This window comes from Salinifilum aidingensis, from assembly GCF_054782015.1.
In genome coordinates, this window is the sequence record NZ_BAAGTH010000013.1 from 180,462 (window position 1) to 198,611 (window position 18,150).

The window sequence follows — 18,150 nt, forward strand, 5'->3', positions numbered from 1 at the left end:
ATGGCAGTAGTGATGCGCATCGACGAGGTTCCGGACGACGTCTACCGGCAGCTGCGCGACCAGGCGCGAGCCGCCGGGCAGCCCCTCGGCGACTACCTCCGCGAGCGGCTCGGCGACCTCGCCCGGGCCGCGGCGGACCCCGCTCCGCGCACGAGCGCGGACGCCGCGCGGACCGCGGCGAGCGTGCCGCTGCAGATGCGGCGCCGCATCGAGCGGGAACACACCGCCCCGGCCCGCTCGACCGAGTAACCCGCGCACTGCGCGACAATGGCGCGGTGAGCACACAACAGCCCCCCTCGGAGCAGCCGCACGACGCGGACGGCTCCTCCGCGGAGCCCGAGCGGTCGCAGGACGGGGACGAGCGGGCCGCCGAGCCCGGCGGCACCGGTGCGGGCGGTGAGCGCGCCCCCCGCCCCCGCGGATCGCGGCGCTTGCTCGCCCTCCTGTTCGGCATCGCCGCGGGCGTCCTCGTCCTGGACGCGCTGACCAAGATCGCCGTGGTCGCCACGCTGGAGGGCGGCCCGCCGGTGCGGTTGCTCGGCGGGTTGGTCTACCTGGACGTGCTGCGCAACCCGGGTGCCGCGTTCTCCCTGGCCACCGGCATGACCTGGCTGCTGGCCCTGCTCGCGATCGGGTTCGTGGCCGGCATCGTCTGGCTGGCCCCGAAACTCCGCTCGACGGGGTGGGGCATCGGGCTCGGCCTGGTCCTCGGCGGTGCCTGCGGCAACTTGGGCGACCGGCTGTTCCGCGAACCCGGACCACTGCGCGGGCACGTGGTCGACTTCATCTCCGTCTTCGCCCCGAACGGCGCCTACTTCCCGGTGTTCAACATCGCCGATTCCAGCATCGTCTGCGGTGGTGCGCTGGTGATCCTGCTGTCGCTGCTGGGGCGCGACTACGACGGAACGGTGCAGCGCAAGCGAGGAAAGCGAGCTGAGGACGACACGTGAGCGACCTTCGATCCTTACCGGTGCCCGACGGGCTGGACGGCATGCGCGTGGACGCGGGGCTGGCCAAGCTGCTGGGGTTGTCCCGCAGCGCCGTGGCGTCCATGGCCGAGTCCGGTGACGTCGTCGTCGACGGCGCGCAGCTCGGCAAGTCCGAGCGGTTGATCGCCGGCAGCTGGTTGCAGGTCAGCCTGCCGGAGCCGGAGCGGCCTCCGGAGGTCGTCGCGGTGCCCGTCGAGGGGCTGGACATCCTCCACCAGGACGACGACATCGCCGTGGTGCACAAGCCCATCGGGGTCGCCGCGCACCCGAGTCCCGGGTGGGAGGGCCCGACCGTGATCGGCGGGCTGGCCGCGGCCGGGGTGCGCATCGCCACCTCCGGCCCGTCCGAGCGCCAGGGCGTGGTGCACCGCCTCGACGCCGGCACCACCGGGGTCATGGTCGTGGCCAAGAGCGAACGCGCCTACTCCGCGCTGAAGCGCGCCTTCAAGGAGCGCACCGTGGAGAAGCGTTACCACGCGCTGGTGCAGGGGCACCCGGACCCCACGCGCGGCACGATCGACGCGCCGATCGACCGGCACCCCCGGCAGGACCACAAGTTCGCCGTCGTCACCGGCGGCAAACCCAGCGTCACCCACTACGAGACGGTGGAGGCGTTCCGGGCGGCCTCGCTGCTCGACGTGAAGCTGGAAACGGGACGCACCCACCAGATCCGCGTGCACTTCGCCGCGATGCGCCACCCCTGCGTCGGCGACCTGACCTACGGCGCCGACCCGGTGCTGGCGCGCAGGCTCGGACTGGGCCGCCAGTGGCTGCACGCGCGCACCCTCGCGTTCGAGCACCCCGCCGACGGCACGTGGGTGTCCTTCGACAGCCCCTATCCGGATGATCTGCAGCGCGCCGTGGACCTGCTGCGCGAACCGGAGGAGTAGGCTGCGGCGGATCAGCGAGACCGCCGGGCCGACCCGGGTGGGTCCTGGCCGGACCGGCCGGCGGGCGGACCGCGGACGGAGGGACGATGAACCGGCCGAACCCCGAAGAGCCCCAGGACTTCCCGCGCGGGGATTCCGCACCTCCCGAGGACGAGACCGCCACGCCGCCGGCGGGCATGTCCGCGCTGGGGAGCCTCGCCGTCCCGGAGGGGGAAAACCCGGCCTCCGGGGCGGACAACCTGGCCGACGTGATCCGGGCCGAGGACGTGGGCTCCGGGGCACCGAGCGTGCTCGGCGCCGCGCCGGAGCCGGACTCCTCCGGAGATCCGGGGGAGTGGCCCACGTTGCGGCGCGAACGCTCCCGGAGCGAGGACGAGTCCTCCCGCAGCGGTCCGCTCGGCCGGTGGTTGCGCAGCGAATGACCGGTGGGGCGGGTGAGCGGGCATCGCCTCTCAGAGGTCGGTGACGTCCCAGGTGAGGCTCCACCACGTCTCCTCGGCGGTGGGCGACCACCGCACGGCGACCAGCCGCGTCGGTTCGGGCACCACGTACACGGTGTGCCCGCCGGCGGTGGCGCCCGGCTGCACCGGGGCGCTGTGCGGGGGGCGCGAGGTCAGCGTCGTGCCCGACTTGCCCAGCGTCGTGCCGTCCTCGGCGACGAGGACGAGGTGCTCGTCCGGAACCTGCTGGTAGGTGACCGGGCTGCGGTTGGTGAGCTCGGTGTGCACCACCACGGCGCGCTCCCCCTCGCCGAGCTCGTGCCCGGCGGCGCTGAAGAAGTAGTCCGCGGGGTCGACGACCTCCACCAGCTGGATCGCGAGCTCCCCGCCCGGGCCGGCGACCTCGAGCGTGCTGCCGATCTTCCCCCGCTGCGGGTTCATCGCGGGCCGGGTGCGTTCCGCCGCGAGCGGGTCGACGGTGTTGCCGCCTCCCCGCGGGCCCGAGGGGGAGTGGTCACCGCGCGCCCAGGCCGCCGATCCGGCGGGCGGGCCCCACGTGTGCATCGGGTCCGGGGGCGCACCGCCCGTCTGCTGGGGCCCCGAGGGCTGGGGTCTCGATGGTTGGGGACCCGACGGGTGGGGGGAGGAGTGCGGTCCCGACGGGGACGGCGGCGCCGGCGGCACCGGATACCCCCCGCTGGGGTGTTGCGGTGGCAGCGCCCCGGGCGGTGGTGCGGGGTAACCACCGCTGGCGGACCCGGGCGGCGCGGCCGGCGGCTGCGGTGCGTTCGGCGGCATCCCCGGGCCGGGTGGGGCGGCGGTGAACGCCTGCGCCTGGGCGACCGCGTTGCGCAGCCCGCGCTGGTCGCAGTCCACCTGCACGGTCAGCGGAAGACCGGTCGTGGACAGCGCGGCCAGTCGCGCCGCGACGTCGCGCACGTCCATGCCGAGGTGTCCGGCGAGCTCGGGCACCGTCGTGTCGCCCGCGTCCGCGAGGGCGCTGAGCAGTCGTACGTCTACCGGATCCGGACCAGCCACGTCGTGCCACGCTACCCGTTCGGCGCGCGGCGGTGGGTGAGGGAGGCCGGGCCCGCGTCCCCTGCCGCCCCCGTCCGGCTGTCCTCCACCGCGCCCTCACACGATGGCGTGGTGATCAACCGTCGGCCAATCGTGTGGGGACAACTCGCAATTTTCAGGAAAATTGCGCTCTCTGGAATGAATCCAGAAAAGTGGGCGGGGTCCCGGGGCGGCGGTGGACCTCAGTGCCGCACGATGACGCGGTACTGGCCGACGTCGCGGTACTCGAACTCGGGGGAGTCGAAGACGGCCGGGTCGAAGAACACCTGGTAGTCGTGCACGTTCGGATCCTGGGGGAAGGCGTCGGCCTTGAGCTCCAGGCTCAGGTCCCCGGAGGTGCTGCCGGAATCCGCGGCCGCGCCGTCCTCGGGCAGGCGGAGCACGAGCGCGTTCGGCGCGGCGAACGCGCTGGAGTCGAGCATGCGCGCCAGCTGCTCGCCGCTGCGGGCGCCGGACCAGCGCTCGATCTCCGCGGCGCGCCGGTCGTACTCGGCCAGCGGGTTGGCGTAGTGCGGCGTCTCCTGCTGGAAGCCCCAGTAGGGCCGGAACGACATGATCTTGTAGTCGGTCGTCAGGAGGACGTTCTCCTGCGGCGCACGTCCGGTCATCGAGCGGATCGCCCGGTCGACCGCGGCGGTTTCGGCGCCCGGCTGCGAGCGGTCGGAGCCGCCGAAGGCGTTGGTGCCGTTCGGGTAGTAGTCCTCGTGGGCGGTCGTGACGGAGTCGGCGAGCTCGTCGCCCACCGCGGTCTGCGCGAGCGTCATCGCGCCGAAGAACGCCGCGGCGAAGCTGACCGCGCCGATGCGGACCGCGTACTGCGCCGGCGCTCTCCGGCGCACCCGCGCGATGACGTCGACGAGTGCGAACACCCCGGTCACGGCGAGCGCGGCGTCGAGGACGACGTTCAGCCGGAACGCCAGCAGCGTCGTCTCGGCGACCAGCGCCAGGGTGGACAGGGCGAACCAGGCGTACACGGCGAGCACGACCGTGAGCATCGCCGCGGCGATCTCGTTGCTGCGGCACCGCAGGATGAGCCACACCAGCCCCGCCAGGGCCAGCACCCCGAGCGCGTCGGCCTCGGTCATCGGGATCGGCAGGTACGCGCCGGATTCCGGCAGGTAGTGCTGGGCGGCGCTGCGGGGGCTGTTCAGCAGGAAATCTGTGGCGATCAGGTACGGCGTCCACACGAGCAGGGCGAGGACGAGGCTGATCAACCCGATCGGCAGCAGCCGGAGGAAGAGCCGCAGGGCGGTGGCGCCCCGGGGGCGGCCGGCGCGGACGCGGAACGCGCCGATGATCACCGCCATGGTCACCACCAGCAGCACCGCGAAGCCGAAGTGCAGGGTGTAGGTGACGGCGGCGAACCCGACGTAGCAGCCGATGAGCCCGTAGACCCACCGCGGCGAGGGGTGCTCGTGCCGCAGCACCTGCCAGGTCAGCGCGGCGATCGGCAGCAGCCACGCCGCCGACGGCCAGGCGTAGGGCTCCTCGATGCCGTGCAGCATGCCGGTCAGCGCGGTGACGAGCGCGGCGAGCGCCGCCAGTCGCCGCCGCACGACGATGCTCCACAGGGTGAACGCGACGACCGCGGTGACCGCCACCCAGGTCAGCGCGTACGGCTTGTACGCCGCCCAGCCCTCCCAGCCGATGAGGTTGGCGAAGCGGCCGCCGAGCCAGAACCAGCCGGCGGGGTAGTACGGCGCCAGGTGCGCGTAGTTCATGTCGACGAGGCCGGTGTTCTCGGCCATGCGCGTCATGTACTGCAGTCGGAACCCGTTGTCCACTGAGGACCCGCCGAAGTAGAAGCGGGTCGAGTGCAACGGGATGGCGAGGACGAAAGTGACGAATGTGGACAGTCCTGCCCAGATCCCGCCGAGGCGCAGCCACCGGGGTCGGTGCCGCCGTCCGAAGACGAGCGCGCCGAGGAGGGCCGCCAGCACCAGCGCACCGCTGACGACGGCGAGCGCCTCCGGGGCGTTGCTCGGTTCGATGATGCTGAACCGGGTGATGGCGAACTGGATCAGCAGGCTCACCACCGCGCTCACCGCGGTGCCGAGGAGCAGTTCGGCGATCGTGGTGCGCAGGGTCAGGCGGACGGCCGCGCCGCGATGGGGTTCGTCGACCGGGCCCGGCCCGGTCAGCAAGGAACTCGGCAGGATTCCGGTCACTTTCGGGTCCTTCGCGTCAGGCACGGGGAGTGGGCGCAGAATAGTGGATGTCGGTGCGCCGTCGGGATCACGGGTGCGTGGCCCGGCGGGGGCGGGCGGTTAGGCTGTGCGGCCGCAGCGGAGCTGTGCTCCGGGAGCGCTTCGTGCGGGCGCCTGCCGCCACGGTCGTGCGGACCGCGTGCCGGGGACGCCGGTGCGGGTTCACCGGGTGCACCGCCGCCTCCCGCGGCACGGCTCGTTCAGCGATACGACGCGTTTCCACCCCGGAGGAGGTTGGCGGGTGCCCGAGGAACCGGAGAACGGCTCGCGCGCCGCGTCGTCCTGGGCCGCGCCGACAGGCCCCGCCGACGACGCTTTCCTGCTCGCCGCACCCGCGCCGCGGCCCCGCGCGGTGGTCAAGCCGGACCTGCTCCCCGGGCTCAGCGCGGCCTCGCTGGTGGCGATGCTCGGGGTGCCGCTCGGGCTCGTGTGGTCGCTGCTGGCCCCGCCCCGGCAACGCGGGGTCGCGCCGAGCGGTGATCTGGTGCCGCTGCTGACGGACAACTACCACGCGTTCGACGCGATGGCGATCTTCGCGCTGCTGGCCGCGACCGCCGGGGCGTGGACGGGCGCGGTGATGTGGATGGTGCGCCGCCGGCGGGGGCCGGTGTACGCGCTCGCCGGCGCGCTGGGGTCCGTCGGGGCCTCGTGGCTGGGCACGCAGCTGGGTGTGACGTTCGCGGCCCTGTGGTTCCCCTCTCCTGATCGGCCGCGGCCGGGGGACGTGCTCACCATGCCGCCGGAGGCGCCGACGGCGTGGGTCGTCCTGGTGCAGCCGATGGCGTTCGTGCTGGTCTACGCGCTGGCCGCGGCGTGGAACGGGCGGGACGACCTCGGCAGGCGCACCGGTTGATCACCTCCTCGTGGGAACGGGGAGGGGTTGCGCTTCGGTTATCGTGTTGCTGATGCCTGCGTTCAGCCTGTCGGACGTCGCTGGTGCGGTCCGGTGCGGCGGACCGCGCCCCGCAGGGCCTCCGAGAGCAGAGCATCCGACCGCGTAACGATTCGTCCTTCGGTGTGATGTGCGAGGCCACTGTGGATCTTCCGCTGTTCCCGCTCAACAGCGTGCTGCTGCCCGGCGGCTCCCTCCAGCTCCGCGTGTTCGAGAAGCGCTACCGCGAGCTCGTCAGCGACCTGTGCGAGCACGTGGTGCCGGACTCCCTGTTCGGGATCGTGGCGATCCGGCAGGGGTGGGAAGTGGGTACCGACAACGTGGACGCGATGTACGACATCGGCGTCACCGCCCGGCTGTCCAGGACGACCTCGCTTCCCGCCGACCAGTACGAGATCACGGCTGCGGGGGAGCAGCGGTTCCGCCTGCTGCAGGTCGACTACCACGCCGCGCCGTACCTGATGGGGCGCGTGGAGCCGCTGCCCGACACCGAGGCGGAGTCCGATTCACCGCAGCGGCGCGCGCGGCTGGCCGAGTCGGCCCGCCGGGTGCGCCGCGACTACCGGGCCGTCGCGGAGTCCGCGGGCCGGTCGGGTGATCCGGAGCCGGCCGGGGCCTCCGCGGGGGAGGAGGACCCCGAGGACGTCGCGCTGCTGTCCTACCGGCTCGCCGACGACTGCGTGCTCAGCCCCGAGGACCGCCAGGACGTGCTGTCCGAGACGGATCCGCTGGCGCGGCTGCGGCTGGCGTGCCGGCTGGTGCGGCGGGAGACGTTCTTCCGGCACCGGCTCGGTGCGGTGCCCGCCGCCCTGGCCGAGTTCGCCCAGGAGTCGAGCTCGAACTGATCCCGCTCGCGGTGCGGCGAGCGCGCCGGCCGGTCCGCGGACTCCTTCAGTCCGGGGCGGGCCGCGAGTGGTTCGCGGCCTCCGGCGGGCGGAACACCGCGAACGGGTCGGTGACCTCGAGCTCGTGGTGGGTGAAGTGGAACAGCGCGGGCGGGCGGCCACCGGAGCGCCCCGCCGGCACGGTGCGACCGGTGGCGGTGATCGCGCCGCGGCGGGTGAGCACGCGCTGCAGGTTCGTGGCGGCCACCTCGTAGCCGAGGGCGGCGGAGTACAGCTTCCGGAGCTCGGTGATGGTGAATTCGCCGGGGGCGAGGGCGAAGCCGAGGTTGGTGTAGGACAGCTTGGCGCGCAGCCGTTCGCGCGCGGCGTAGACGATGCGGTCGTGGTCGAACGCGGTGCGCGGCAGCGCGTCCACGGGGTGCCACTGCGTGTCGCCGGGGATCTCCGGGCAGGTGTCGCTGGGCACGAGGCCGAGGAAGGCGGTGGCGAGCACTCGTGCCCCGGGCACGCGTCGCGGGCAGCTGAAGACCTGGAGCTGCTCGAGGTGGCTGAGCGTGCGCACGTCCACCTTGTCGGCGAGCTGGCGGCGGATCGAGCTGGCCACCTCCTCGTCGGTGGCCAGCCGCCCTCCGGGCAGTGACCACCGGTCTTCGTGCGGCGGGCGGGCGCGCCGCCACAGCAGCACGTGCAGGCGCGCGTCGTGCACCTGCAGCACCGCGGCCAGAACTTCGTGACGTATCTCGCTCCCCGTCGCGTTTGCGCCGTTGCTAGGATGAGGCACGTTTTCGATTATAAGGCGAAAACTTGCGGCGGCGAAACGGCGCAGTGCAGGAACCGGCCGACCGGCCGGGGGCGTCGTTCGGGACGGGAGGTTCGCATGGCCGCTGACGCCCAGCTCCGGGACCGGGCCGCGGAGGCCGACGTGGTGCCGGACGAAGCGTGGGCGCGGGAGATCCGCCGGCTCGTCGAGGAGCGCGACGCGGTCGTCCTCGCGCACAACTACCAGCTGCCCGAGATCCAGGACATCGCCGACCACACCGGCGACTCCCTGGCGCTGAGCCGCATCGCGGCCAGCAGCACCGCGAGCACCATCGTGTTCTGCGGAGTGCACTTCATGGCCGAGACGGCGAAGATCCTCGGTCCGGACAAGACGGTGCTCATCCCCGAGGAGCGGGCCGGGTGTTCCCTGGCCGAGTCCATCACCGGCGAGCAGCTGCGCGAGTGGAAGGCCGACAACCCCGGTGCGGTGGTCGTGTCCTACGTGAACACCACGGCCGAGGTGAAGGCCGAGACGGACGTCTGCTGCACCTCCTCGAACGCGGTGGACGTGGTCGGCTCCGTTCCGGCCGAGCAGCCCGTGCTGTTCTGCCCCGACCAGTTCCTCGGCGCGCACGTCCGGCGCGTTACCGGGCGGGAGAACATGGCCGTGTGGGCCGGCGAGTGCCACGTGCACGCCGGCATCAACGGTCCGGAGCTGACGCGCCGGGCCGAGCAGAACCCGGACGCCGAGCTGTACGTGCACCCCGAGTGCGGCTGCGCCACCTCGGCGCTGTACCTCGCCGGCGCGGGCAGCGTGCCGGACGAGCGCGTGAAGATCCTGTCCACCGGGGGCATGCTCGAGGCCGCCGGGAAGGCCGAGGCGTCCTCGGTGCTCGTGGCCACCGAGGTCGGCATGCTGCACCAGCTGCGCCGAGCCGCCCCCGAGGTCGACTTCCAACCGGTGAACGAGCGGGCCAGCTGCCGCTACATGAAGATGATCACGCCGGGCGCCCTGCTGCGCTGCCTCACCGACGGCACCGACGAGGTGCGCGTGCCCGCCGAGACCGCGCGACGCGCGCGCGGTGCGGTGGAGCGCATGGTGGCGATCGGTACGCCGGGAGGTGGCGAGTGACCTGGGAGACCCGGTGCGACCTGGTCGTGGTGGGCAGCGGCGTGGCCGGGCTCACCGCCGCCCGCACCGCCCGGCAGGCGGGCCTGCGGGTGCTCGTCATCAGCAAGGCCGAGCTGACCGAGGGCAGCACCGCCTGGGCCCAGGGCGGCATCGCCTGCGTCGACGGCGCGGCCCCCGGCGGGGACAGCGTGCAGCGGCACGCCGCGGACACCCTGACCGCGGGAGCGGGCCTGTGCGCACCCGAAGCGGTGCACGGCATCCTCGCCGACGGCGGCGCCGCGCTGCGCCGGCTGCAGGAGACCGGTGTGCGGTTCGACCGGGACGCCGGCGGCGGGCTCGCCCGGACCCGCGAAGGCGGGCACACCGCGTTCCGCGTCGTGCACTGCGGTGGTGACGCCACCGGTGCGGAGGTGCACCGGGCCCTGAGCGACAGCACGCGCGGCGCGGGCACCCCCGTGCTCGAGCGGCACTGCGTCGTGGACGTGCTGCGCGGTGAGGACGGGGCCGTGGTCGGAGCCCTCGTGCTCGACGAGCACGGCCGCCCCGGGACGGTGCGCGCCCCGGCGGTGCTGCTGGCCACCGGCGGGATCGGCCAGCTGTACGCGGTGACGACGAACCCGGAGATCGCCACGGCCGACGGGCTGGCGCTGGCGCTGCGGGCCGGTGCCTGCGTGGCCGACGTCGAGTTCGTGCAGTTCCACCCGACCGCGCTGTGCGCCCCCGGCGCCCCGGACGGCAGTCGGCCGCTCATCACCGAAGCGGTGCGCGGCGAAGGCGGCGTGCTCGTCGACGGGGCGGGGCGGCGGATCATGGCCGACAAGGACCCGCGGGCCGATCTCGCACCGCGCGACGTGGTCGCGGCCGCGCTCGACGAGCACCTGCGCCGCACCGGCGGGCAGGCATTCCTCGACACCACGGGCGTGGACCGCTTCGCCGAGCGGTTCCCCACGGTCACCGGGACCTGCCGCGCAGCGGGCATCGACCCGGTCGCCGAGCCGATCCCGGTCGCGCCCGCCGCGCACTACGCCTGCGGCGGGGTCGTCACCGACCTGTCCGGGCGCACCAGCGTTCCCGGGCTCTACGCCGCGGGCGAGGTGGCCCGCACCGGTCTGCACGGGGCGAACCGGCTGGCCTCGAACAGCCTGCTGGAAGGACTCGTCGTGGGCGAGCGCGCTGCGCGCGCGGTCGCCCGGGACACCTCCGGCCAGCACCGCCGCTGCCGCGTGGAGGACCCGGCCGTGCCGGCGCACCCCGTGGTGGACCGCGGGCTGCTGCAGCGCACCATGGGCCGGCACGCCGCGCTGGAGCGATCGGCCGGGGGGCTGCGGGAGGCCGCGGAGGTGCTGGACCGCACCGCCGTGGTGCGGCCGCTGCAGGACCGCCGGGCCGTGGAGGAGTCCGCGCTGGCCCTGGCGGGGCAGACCCTGTTGACCGCGGCGGAGCTGCGCACCGAGTCGCGCGGGTGCCACCGGCGCGGCGACTTCCCGGAGGCCGACGGGCAGCAGGCCCGCAGCGTGGTGCTGCGGCTGGACGTCTCCGGCGCGCTCATCCGCACCACCGGTCCGGGCCTGGCGAGGGCGGCGGCATGACCGGGAGCGGTGCGGGACTGGACGCCGAGCACGTGCGCGCGCTGGTGCGCACGGCCTTGGACGAGGACCTGGCCGAAGGTCCCGACGCGACGACGCGCGCCACCGTGGGGCAGGCGCCGCTGGAGGCGGCGATGCACGCGCGCGGCGACGGGGTGCTCGCGGGTCTGGAGTTCGTGCGCGAGGTCTTCGACCAGGTCCTGGGCGCGGACTACGAGTGGGACCGCGACCTCTCCGACGGGGACGCCGTCGCCGCGGGGGACCGCGTGCTGCGGGTGCGCGCTCCCGGGGCGGGGCTGCTGACCGCCGAGCGGACCGCGTTGAACCTGCTGTGCCACCTGTCCGGAGTGGCCAGCGCGACCGCCGAGTGGGTGCGGGCCGTGGCCGGCACGGGCTGCCGCATCCGGGACAGCCGCAAGACGCTGCCGGGGCTGCGCGCGGCGCAGAAGTACGCGGTGCGCTGCGGCGGCGGGGTCAACCACCGGATGGCGCTCGGCGACGCGCTGCTGGTCAAGGACAACCACATCGCCGCGGCCGGTTCGGTGGGCGCCGCGATCGCCGCGTGCCGCCGCAGCGCGCCCGAACTCCCGCTGGAAGTCGAAGTGTCCACACTGGATGAATTCGCCGAGTCCCTCGAGGGGGAGCCGGAGCTGGTGCTGCTGGACAACTTCACGCCCCAGGGGTGCGCGGCGGCGGTGCACCGCGCGCGCAGCAGCGCCCCGCAGGTGCGGTTGGAGGCCTCGGGGGCGCTGACGCTGCAGCGCGCCCGCACCTACGCCGAGACCGGTGTGGACTTCCTCGCCGTGGGGCGGCTGACGCACTCCGCTCCCGCGCTGGACGTGGGCTTGGACATGTGACCGCCTCGGCGGCGCGTGCGCGGGCCCGGTGCGGCGGCGGGCACCCGCGGACGGCATGATCACCGCTGTGCGGTCGTGCGGGACGCGGCCGCGCAGCACGTGGCCGGAGAGGGGGATCCCGTGGTGAACGCGGTCGAGCGCGGCAACGCGCTGCTGGACGGGCCGGAGCGGGGGCGCAGGAGCACCGGCCCCGCCCTCGGCGCGGTGGTCGTGCTCGCGTGCCTGCTGGCCGGGCAGTACCTGGCCGGCCTCGTGCTGTTCCCGCTGCTGGGGGCGTCCCCGCTGGCCGTGCTGCGCGGTGACGTCGGCCCGGTCGACCAGGCGGCGATGCTGCTCACCGGTGCGGGAGCACTGGTGCTGCTGGCGCTGTGGCTGCGGTTCCGGGAGGTGCGCCCGTTCGGCAGTCTCGGCTTCCCGCTCGCGCGGCGCGTCCCGGCGGTGCTGCTGGGCGGTGCCGCGGTCGCCGCGGTCGCGCTGAGCCTGCCGGTCGCGATCAACCTCCTCAGCGGGCAGTACGAGGTGCGCGCAACGGGCGCCTCGGCGGTGGTGCTCGCGCTGCTGCCGGTCTTCGCCGTGCAGGCGAGCACCGAGGAGGTCCTCACCCGCGGGTACCTGCTGCAGGTCACCCACCGGCGCTGGGGACTGCCCGCGGCGCTGGCGGTGCAGGCGGTGCTGTTCGCGCTGCTGCACGTGACCAACCTCGAGATCAGCGTCATCGCCCTGGTCAACATCCTGCTCATCGGCGTGCTGCTCGGGCTGTGGGCCGTGGCCGAAGGAGGGCTGTGGGGCGTGTGCGCCTTCCACACCGTGTGGAACTGGGCGCAGGGCAACGTCTACGGCATCGAAGTGTCCGGGATGGACCTCGGAACCACCTGGTGGGACGTCTCCGCCGACCCCGCCGGTGCCACCCCGATCACCGGCGGCGGCTTCGGCGTCGAGGGCAGCGCGATCACCACCCTCGTGCTCGCCGCGCTGCTGACCGCGGTGGTGCTGGTGCGGCGCCGCGCCCGCCCCGCGGCCGCCGGGCAGTCCCGGTGATCCCGGAGCGGGGGAGCGGCTGCCCGATGTCGGGGATCCCGCAGCGAGGCCCCGCCGGAGGTTCCTCCCAGCTACCCCCATCCACCCGCCCGCACCAGCCCATCCGCGGACTCCCCTAGTTCGCGGTGCTGCGCGGGGTGGTGATCGCCGACAGCCGCTCCGGCCCCTCGGCCGCGGGATCCCGGTTGTACGGCAGCAGCGCCAGCAGGCGGGCCATGCCGCAGGTGTTCGTCACCGCCGAGAACACCAGTCCGCCGCCGACGGCGGCGGCCAGCCACTTCGCCTTCGGCGCGACGGCACTGCCGAGCACACCGGTGAGCACGAGACCCCCGGCGGCGAGGCGCACCTGCCGCTCCATCGCCCACTTCTGCGCGTCCCGCTCGACCGGACCGCCCTGCTGCCGCCAGGCGGCCATGCCGCCGTCGAGCACGACCGGATCGCCCAGGTCCGTCTCGGCCAGCAGCCTGCGGGCCTCCTCGGCCCGCGCGCCCGAGCTGCACACCAGCAGCAACGGGTCCTCGTGCGCGCCGCCGAGGTGGCCGCGGTGCGCGCGCAGCAGGTCCAGCGGCACGTTCCGCGCGCCCGGGATGTGCTCGGCGCGGAACTCGCCCGGCGTGCGCACGTCGATGACCCGGGCGTTCGGCGTGGAGGTGAGCAGGGCGCGCGCCGCGCCCTGGTCGAGGGCCTCGGGAAGTAAACGGCTCATCAGGTCTCCTCGCAGTGGTCGGCCGGAGGAATTCTTCCAGAGAGCGCGCCTTCACCGGGACTGCGCCGGTTCGGATTCCGCGGGCCCCGCGGAGGTGAGCGGCACGTCGGCAGCGGCGGCCCCGTCGAACCGGTCGTCCACGACCACCGCCGCGCGCCCGGCCGCCTCCAGCAGCGAGGCCGCCGTGGTCGCGCGGTACCCGCTGCCGCAGTGCACCCAGATCATCCCGGCCGGCAGCTCCGGGATCCGCCGGCGCAGCTCGTACAGCGGCACGTGCACCGCCCCGGTGACGTGCGCGGCGCGGAACTCGCCCGGCGTGCGCACGTCCAGCACGACCTCGGCCGGGGGCAGGGAACCGGGCTCGCCGCGCAGCGCGGCGGCGAGCGCGCCGAAGTCGGCGGTGCGGGTGCTGCGCACCGGGCTGCGCTCGGTGGCGAGGTCCGCGGGCTCCCCGGTGGCCGCACCGGCGAAACCGTCGATGCCGATGCGGGCCAGCTCCCGCTGCGCGGCGGCGACCTGCTCGCGGCTGCGCCCGAGCAGCGTGATCGGCGCGCCCCAGTCGACCAGCCACCCCAGCCAGGTGGCCAGCGACCCGTCCAGGCCGAGGCTGACCGTCCCGGCGAGGTGCGCGGCCGCGTAGGCGTGGCGGTTGCGCAGGTCGACGATCCACTCGCCGCGGGCCAGCCCGTCGGCCAGGTCCGCGGGCGAGGCCGCGGCGGGCGGTCGCAGGTCCACCGGTTCCGGCCCGGCGAGGTTCCGCACGCCCATGTGCGCGTAGTAGGCGGGGTAGGTCTCCAGCCCGGACAGCACCGTGTCGACGAAGTCCTGCTCGGCCAGGGTGAACGCGGGGTTGGTGCCGCGTTCGTGCCCGAGCGTGGCGGAATCACCCCCCGCCGGGGTGGCCGAGCAGAAGCTGCCGAAGCCGTGCGTGGGCCAGATGCGCGCGCCGTCCGGCACCTCATCGGCGAGGCGGTGCGCCGAGGCGTGCTGGTGCCGGGCCAGCGTCGTGCTGTGCTCCGGGCCGAGCAGGTCGGTGCGGCCGGTGGTGCCGAACAGCAGCGAGCCGCCGGTGAACACGCCCACCGCACCCGCCTCGGATTCGAGGACGTAGGACAGGTGGTGGAAGGTGTGCCCCGGCGTGGCCAGGGCGCGGACCCGCAGCGCCGCGGAGACCGGCACGACATCGCCGTCGCGCAGCGGGGTGTGCGGGAACGGCGCCTCGTCGTCGGCGGCGAGGCCGTAGTCGGCGCCGGTCAGCCGGGCCAGGTCGAGCCCGCCGGAGACGTAGTCGTTGTGGATGTGGGTTTCCAGCACGAGCGCGATCCGCGCACCGAGCTGTCCGGCGAGGGCGAGCACGCGGTCCACGTCCCGCTGCGGGTCGACCACGACGGCGCGCTCGCCGTCGGTGGCCAGGTAGCTGCGGTCACCGAGCGAGGAGGTCTCGATGGTCTCCACGCGGACGTCCCGGTCGGATCCGGTCGTTGCCATGGCGCACCCCCGGTCGCGGCGGTTTCGCACCATTGTCGGGGTCGGGGCGCGCCTGCCGCATGGCAGCGTCCCGCGGCGGTGCGGTTGCCGGCCCGGGGCGCTCCCCGCCCGGGCCGTTTCCCGCCCGGGCCGCCTCCGGCACCGTCAGAACCGGCGGTTGGCGAGCACGGGCAGGCTCGAGCGCGCTTCCTCGACGGTTTCCTGGTCGACATCGGTGACGAGCACCTCGGGGGTCTCACCGGCCTGCGCGCGGATCTCGCCGAAGGGCGTGGCCACGAGGCTGTGGCCGATGCCGGTGGGGGCCTTGTCGCTCGGTTCGCGCCCGATGCTGCGCGGGTTCGCCTGGCCGCAGGCCACCACCCAGGTGGTCGAGTCGAGCGCACGCGCGCGGGTGAGCAGTTCCCACTGCTCCCGCTTGCCGGGACCCGCGCCCCACGAGGCCGCGGTGAGGACCACCGTCGCGCCGCGCTCGGCCAGCGTGGTGTACAGGCCGGGGAAGCGCACGTCGTAGCACGTGCTCAGGCCGAGGGTGGTGTCGCCGACGGTGATGGTCGCGGGTTCCTCGCCACCGGTGACGGTGCGCGACTCGGCGAAGCCGAACGCGTCGTAGAGGTGGATCTTGTCGTAGGAGGTGTCCACGTCCGGGCCGGTGGCCAGCAGCGTGTTGCGCACGCGGCCGTCCTCGCCCGGGGTGAACATGCCCGCCACCACGGTCAGCCCCGCCTCGCGCGCCGCGCGGCGCACTTCGCCCGCCCACGGGCCGTCGAGCGGTTCGGCCAGCGGCGCCAGGCGCACGCCGAAGCACGCCATCGTCGCTTCGGGGAACACGGCGATCTGCGCCCCGGCCTCGGCCGCTTCGCGCACGCCGGCGCGGACGAGGTCGAGGTTCTCGCCGGGGTCGGGGGTGGACACGATCTGGCACGACGCGATGCGCATGTCGCTCCCTCTCTTCGCGGGCTTCCCGGCGTGTATACCAGCACGTCCGGCCCTCGGGGAGGGGAGCGCGGCCGGTGGTGGCGTGCGCACCGGGGCGGTGCGCGTCCACAGTGGGCGCGCCCAGCGGGAAACGCGCTCACGCGAACGTATTTCGCGTCCGTGGCCGCGCTGCGCCCCGCGGACGCGGTCGGGACGCGGTTTTGGCAGCATGCGGAGCGGTGGTGACCGGCCCGGTCGCGCGCGTCACTGAATGCGGTGGCACGGTTGCGTCACGTGTCAACGCTCGCGGCCTCCGGACGATATGTCAGGCTGGAAGGACCGCGTGCGGCGAACAGCGCGGCGACCCCGCGCACGACGAGAACGAGGAGTCGGTTCATGAGCGAGGGCGACGGCACCACCTTCTTGCAGTGGAAGGAGCGGGCCCAGTCCGAGGCGCGCGAGGACGCGCCGCGATTCCGGATGATCCTGGTGACCGGGGTGGTCGTGGTGGTCGCCGCCATCGTGGTGGGTGCGCTGGTGCTGCTGCTCAGCTGACTGCTGCTCAGCTGCGTCGGCCGCTGCTCACTCGCGGTCCGGCTGCGGCGGAGCGGAGGCGTCGAGCGGCCGGATGTGCAGGCGGGCGATGCGGTGCCCGTCCATGGCCCGCACGGTGAAGCGGTGCCCGAGCGCGTCGAGGGCGTCCCCGGCCGCCGGCAGTGTGCCGAGCCTGCTGAGCACGAAACCGGCGACCGTGTCGTAGGGCCCCTCGGGCAGGCTCAGCCCCACCTGCTCGGCGAGGTCGTCGCGGTGCAGCAGGCCGTCCACGACGTACCCGCCGGCGGGGACCGGGCGCACCGGGGCGGCGCTCGGGTCGTACTCGTCCCAGATGTCCCCGACGACCTCCTCGACCAGGTCCTCGACCGTGACGATGCCCGCGGTCCCGCCGTACTCGTCGATCACGACGGTGAGGTGGCCGTGCTGCCGCATCAACGACAACGCCTGCAGCACGGGTTTGCTGCTCGGCAGCGAGGTGACCGGACGGGCCAGCTCGCCCACGCGGCGCCCCCGGCCGGTCGTCGCGGAGGTCCCGGCCAGCAGCAGGTCGCGGACGTGGACGAAGCCGATGACGTCATCGGCGGTGTCCCGCAGCACCGGGTAGCGCGAGTGCGGTTTGCCGCGGATCTCGGTGATCGCCTCCTCCAGGGGCAGCGCCTCGTCCAGGAAGTCCACTTCCGTGCGCGGCACCATGACCTCGCCGAGGACCAGCCCGCTGGCGTGGAACGTGTCGGTGAGCAGGCGCCGCTCCTCCACGCTGAGCTGCTCGTTGGTGCGCACCATGTCGCGCAGCTCTTCCTCGGAGACCGCTCCCGCCGCCGCCTTCGGGTCGAGCCCCAGCAGGCGCACCACGGCGTTCGTGGACACCGAGAGCAGCCAGATCAGCGGGCGGGTCAGCGTGGCCGTGCGGTCCAGCACCCCGGCGGTGGCCAGGGCGGTGGTCTCCGCGCGGTGCAGCGCCAGCCGCTTGGGGACGAGCTCGCCGAGGACCAGCGAGAGGTAGGACACGAACAGCGTCACCGCGACCAGGGCCAGCGACGCGGCCAGGCCCACCGGGAGCCCCCACCCGGTCAGGGCCGGTTGCAGGCGCACGGCGATGGTCGCGCCCCCGTAGCTGGAGGCGAAGAACCCGGCGAAGGTGACACCGATCTGCACCGCCGAGAGGAACCGGTTCGAATCGGCCCGCAGGTTCGCGACCCGGGCTCCCCGCTTGCTGCGCTGCTCCAGCTGGTGCAGCTGGCTGTCGCGCAACGAGACCAGCGCGATCTCGGCAGCGGCGAAGTAGCCACCGATCAGGACGAACACGAGCACGAGTAGCAGGTTCCACACGACGCCGCTCATCCGCCGAGTCTCGCATCACGGGGAGATCCACACCGGACGTTCGAGCCCGTGCGCAGCTGCGCAGTCCGGCCGCGCTCCTCGCTCACCCGTCTCACCCCTGGAGCGGTAGGTGGTGGACGTTCCTCGGGAGATGTCCACCGCCCCTGCGTGATGCGCGCTCGCGCACACTCGATCGCGCGGTGTGCGCGTGCGGTTGTCAGCATGTGACAACGGGCTTCCCGCGCGGGTCGCGTCCGGGCAGGCTGTGAACTGCGACACAGAACGTCGCTTCGCTGCAGTCGGACGAAGGAGCCCGAGGTGAGAGCGGTACGAGTGCACGCCTACGGCGAACCGGCGAAGCTGGACACCGTGCCGGACCCGGCTCCGGCGGGGCCGCTCGACGTCCTCGTCGAAGTCGGCGCGGCCGGGGTGTGCCGGACGGACCTGCACATCA

At 74.0% G+C, this 18,150-nt stretch carries 18 protein-coding genes; 11 read left to right on the plus strand and 7 right to left on the minus strand.

Features of this window, described 5'->3' with window-relative positions; translation table 11 throughout:
* From ACYVJE_RS17975 to ACYVJE_RS17990, 4 genes are all read left to right on the plus strand, one after another.
* Nucleotides 1–249, plus strand: a complete 249-nt coding sequence (locus ACYVJE_RS17975; RefSeq protein WP_459156766.1) for a hypothetical protein — start codon at nt 1–3, stop codon at nt 247–249.
* Nucleotides 250–275: 26 nt separating this feature from the next.
* Nucleotides 276–950: a signal peptidase II gene (lspA, locus tag ACYVJE_RS17980; protein WP_461145353.1), complete on the plus strand. Its 675-nt coding sequence runs from the start codon at nt 276–278 to the stop codon at nt 948–950.
* Nucleotides 951–991: 41 nt separating this feature from the next.
* A complete protein-coding gene (locus ACYVJE_RS17985) occupies nt 992–1,879 on the plus strand; it encodes an RluA family pseudouridine synthase (RefSeq protein ID WP_459160045.1) in 888 nt (295 codons plus the stop codon).
* Between the two features lie 86 nt (nt 1,880–1,965).
* The gene (locus ACYVJE_RS17990; RefSeq protein ID WP_459156764.1) at nt 1,966–2,301 is read left to right on the plus strand and encodes a hypothetical protein; all 336 of its coding nucleotides are present in this window, start codon (nt 1,966–1,968) and stop codon (nt 2,299–2,301) included.
* 30 nt (nt 2,302–2,331) lie between these two features.
* On the opposite strand, the gene ACYVJE_RS17995 is transcribed toward ACYVJE_RS17990, so the two are convergent.
* Nucleotides 2,332–3,357, minus strand: coding sequence for an AsnC family protein (locus ACYVJE_RS17995; protein WP_461145354.1), 1,026 nt, complete (start codon nt 3,355–3,357; stop codon nt 2,332–2,334).
* Between the two features lie 221 nt (nt 3,358–3,578).
* Nucleotides 3,579–5,564, minus strand: coding sequence for an arabinofuranosyltransferase (locus ACYVJE_RS18000; RefSeq protein WP_461145355.1), 1,986 nt, complete (start codon nt 5,562–5,564; stop codon nt 3,579–3,581).
* Between the two features lie 280 nt (nt 5,565–5,844).
* Between ACYVJE_RS18000 and ACYVJE_RS18005 the strand changes: the two genes are divergently transcribed.
* Nucleotides 5,845–6,456, plus strand: coding sequence for a DUF2567 domain-containing protein (locus ACYVJE_RS18005; protein ID WP_461145356.1), 612 nt, complete (start codon nt 5,845–5,847; stop codon nt 6,454–6,456).
* 167 nt (nt 6,457–6,623) lie between these two features.
* Entirely contained in the window at nt 6,624–7,340 is a 717-nt protein-coding gene (locus ACYVJE_RS18010) for an LON peptidase substrate-binding domain-containing protein (RefSeq protein ID WP_461145357.1), read from the plus strand.
* Nucleotides 7,341–7,386: 46 nt separating this feature from the next.
* On the opposite strand, the gene ACYVJE_RS18015 is transcribed toward ACYVJE_RS18010, so the two are convergent.
* Nucleotides 7,387–8,052, minus strand: coding sequence for an NUDIX hydrolase (locus ACYVJE_RS18015; RefSeq protein WP_461145374.1), 666 nt, complete (start codon nt 8,050–8,052; stop codon nt 7,387–7,389).
* A 165-nt stretch (nt 8,053–8,217) separates the two neighbouring features.
* On the opposite strand from ACYVJE_RS18015, the gene nadA reads away from it, so the two are divergent.
* From nadA to ACYVJE_RS18035, 4 genes are all read left to right on the plus strand, one after another.
* Nucleotides 8,218–9,231 (plus strand): quinolinate synthase NadA, encoded by a 1,014-nt coding sequence (nadA, locus tag ACYVJE_RS18020; RefSeq protein WP_461145358.1) that lies wholly within the window; start codon nt 8,218–8,220, stop codon nt 9,229–9,231.
* Nucleotides 9,228–10,820, plus strand: coding sequence for an L-aspartate oxidase (locus ACYVJE_RS18025; RefSeq protein ID WP_461145359.1), 1,593 nt, complete (start codon nt 9,228–9,230; stop codon nt 10,818–10,820). Before nadA ends, ACYVJE_RS18025 begins: the two co-directional genes overlap by 4 nt.
* The gene (gene nadC, locus ACYVJE_RS18030) at nt 10,817–11,674 is read left to right on the plus strand and encodes a carboxylating nicotinate-nucleotide diphosphorylase (RefSeq protein WP_461145360.1); all 858 of its coding nucleotides are present in this window, start codon (nt 10,817–10,819) and stop codon (nt 11,672–11,674) included. The genes ACYVJE_RS18025 and nadC overlap by 4 nt, the downstream gene beginning before the upstream one ends.
* A 120-nt stretch (nt 11,675–11,794) precedes the next feature.
* Nucleotides 11,795–12,712 carry a lysostaphin resistance A-like protein gene (locus ACYVJE_RS18035; RefSeq protein ID WP_461145361.1) on the plus strand — a complete coding sequence of 306 codons (918 nt, stop codon included), beginning with the start codon at nt 11,795–11,797 and terminating at the stop codon, nt 12,710–12,712.
* A gap of 115 nt (nt 12,713–12,827) precedes the next feature.
* Here ACYVJE_RS18035 and ACYVJE_RS18040 read toward each other — a convergent pair whose 3' ends face one another.
* From ACYVJE_RS18040 to ACYVJE_RS18050, 3 genes are all read right to left on the minus strand, one after another.
* A complete protein-coding gene (locus tag ACYVJE_RS18040) occupies nt 12,828–13,418 on the minus strand; it encodes a rhodanese-like domain-containing protein (protein ID WP_461145362.1) in 591 nt (196 codons plus the stop codon).
* A gap of 51 nt (nt 13,419–13,469) precedes the next feature.
* Complete coding sequence (locus ACYVJE_RS18045) at nt 13,470–14,906, minus strand: MBL fold metallo-hydrolase (RefSeq protein WP_461145363.1); 1,437 nt, start codon at nt 14,904–14,906, stop codon at nt 13,470–13,472.
* Nucleotides 14,907–15,050: 144 nt separating this feature from the next.
* Nucleotides 15,051–15,842: a carbon-nitrogen hydrolase family protein gene (locus ACYVJE_RS18050; RefSeq protein ID WP_461145364.1), complete on the minus strand. Its 792-nt coding sequence runs from the start codon at nt 15,840–15,842 to the stop codon at nt 15,051–15,053.
* Nucleotides 15,843–16,217: 375 nt separating this feature from the next.
* Here ACYVJE_RS18050 and ACYVJE_RS18055 point away from each other — a divergent pair, with 375 nt between their 5' ends.
* On the plus strand, nt 16,218–16,376 hold the full coding sequence (locus ACYVJE_RS18055; RefSeq protein WP_459156752.1) for a hypothetical protein: 159 nt from the start codon (nt 16,218–16,220) through the stop codon (nt 16,374–16,376).
* A gap of 27 nt (nt 16,377–16,403) precedes the next feature.
* Here the strand turns inward: ACYVJE_RS18055 and ACYVJE_RS18060 are convergent, their stop codons facing one another.
* A complete protein-coding gene (locus tag ACYVJE_RS18060) occupies nt 16,404–17,717 on the minus strand; it encodes a hemolysin family protein (protein WP_461145365.1) in 1,314 nt (437 codons plus the stop codon).
* Nucleotides 17,718–18,150 lie beyond the last annotated feature (433 nt).

Coding starts and splice junctions, on each gene's coding strand:
- ACYVJE_RS18055 (WP_459156752.1), top strand. CDS start 16,218: ATGAGCGAGGGCGACGGCACCACCTTCTTGCAGTGGAAGGAGCGGGCC.
- nadA (WP_461145358.1), top strand. CDS start 8,218: ATGGCCGCTGACGCCCAGCTCCGGGACCGGGCCGCGGAGGCCGACGTG.
- ACYVJE_RS18050 (WP_461145364.1), bottom strand. CDS start 15,842: ATGCGCATCGCGTCGTGCCAGATCGTGTCCACCCCCGACCCCGGCGAG.
- ACYVJE_RS17990 (WP_459156764.1), top strand. CDS start 1,966: ATGAACCGGCCGAACCCCGAAGAGCCCCAGGACTTCCCGCGCGGGGAT.
- nadC (WP_461145360.1), top strand. CDS start 10,817: ATGACCGGGAGCGGTGCGGGACTGGACGCCGAGCACGTGCGCGCGCTG.
- ACYVJE_RS18010 (WP_461145357.1), top strand. CDS start 6,624: ATGTGCGAGGCCACTGTGGATCTTCCGCTGTTCCCGCTCAACAGCGTG.
- ACYVJE_RS17975 (WP_459156766.1), top strand. CDS start 1: ATGGCAGTAGTGATGCGCATCGACGAGGTTCCGGACGACGTCTACCGG.
- ACYVJE_RS18040 (WP_461145362.1), bottom strand. CDS start 13,418: ATGAGCCGTTTACTTCCCGAGGCCCTCGACCAGGGCGCGGCGCGCGCC.
- ACYVJE_RS18045 (WP_461145363.1), bottom strand. CDS start 14,906: ATGGCAACGACCGGATCCGACCGGGACGTCCGCGTGGAGACCATCGAG.
- ACYVJE_RS17985 (WP_459160045.1), top strand. CDS start 992: ATGCGCGTGGACGCGGGGCTGGCCAAGCTGCTGGGGTTGTCCCGCAGC.
- ACYVJE_RS18060 (WP_461145365.1), bottom strand. CDS start 17,717: ATGAGCGGCGTCGTGTGGAACCTGCTACTCGTGCTCGTGTTCGTCCTG.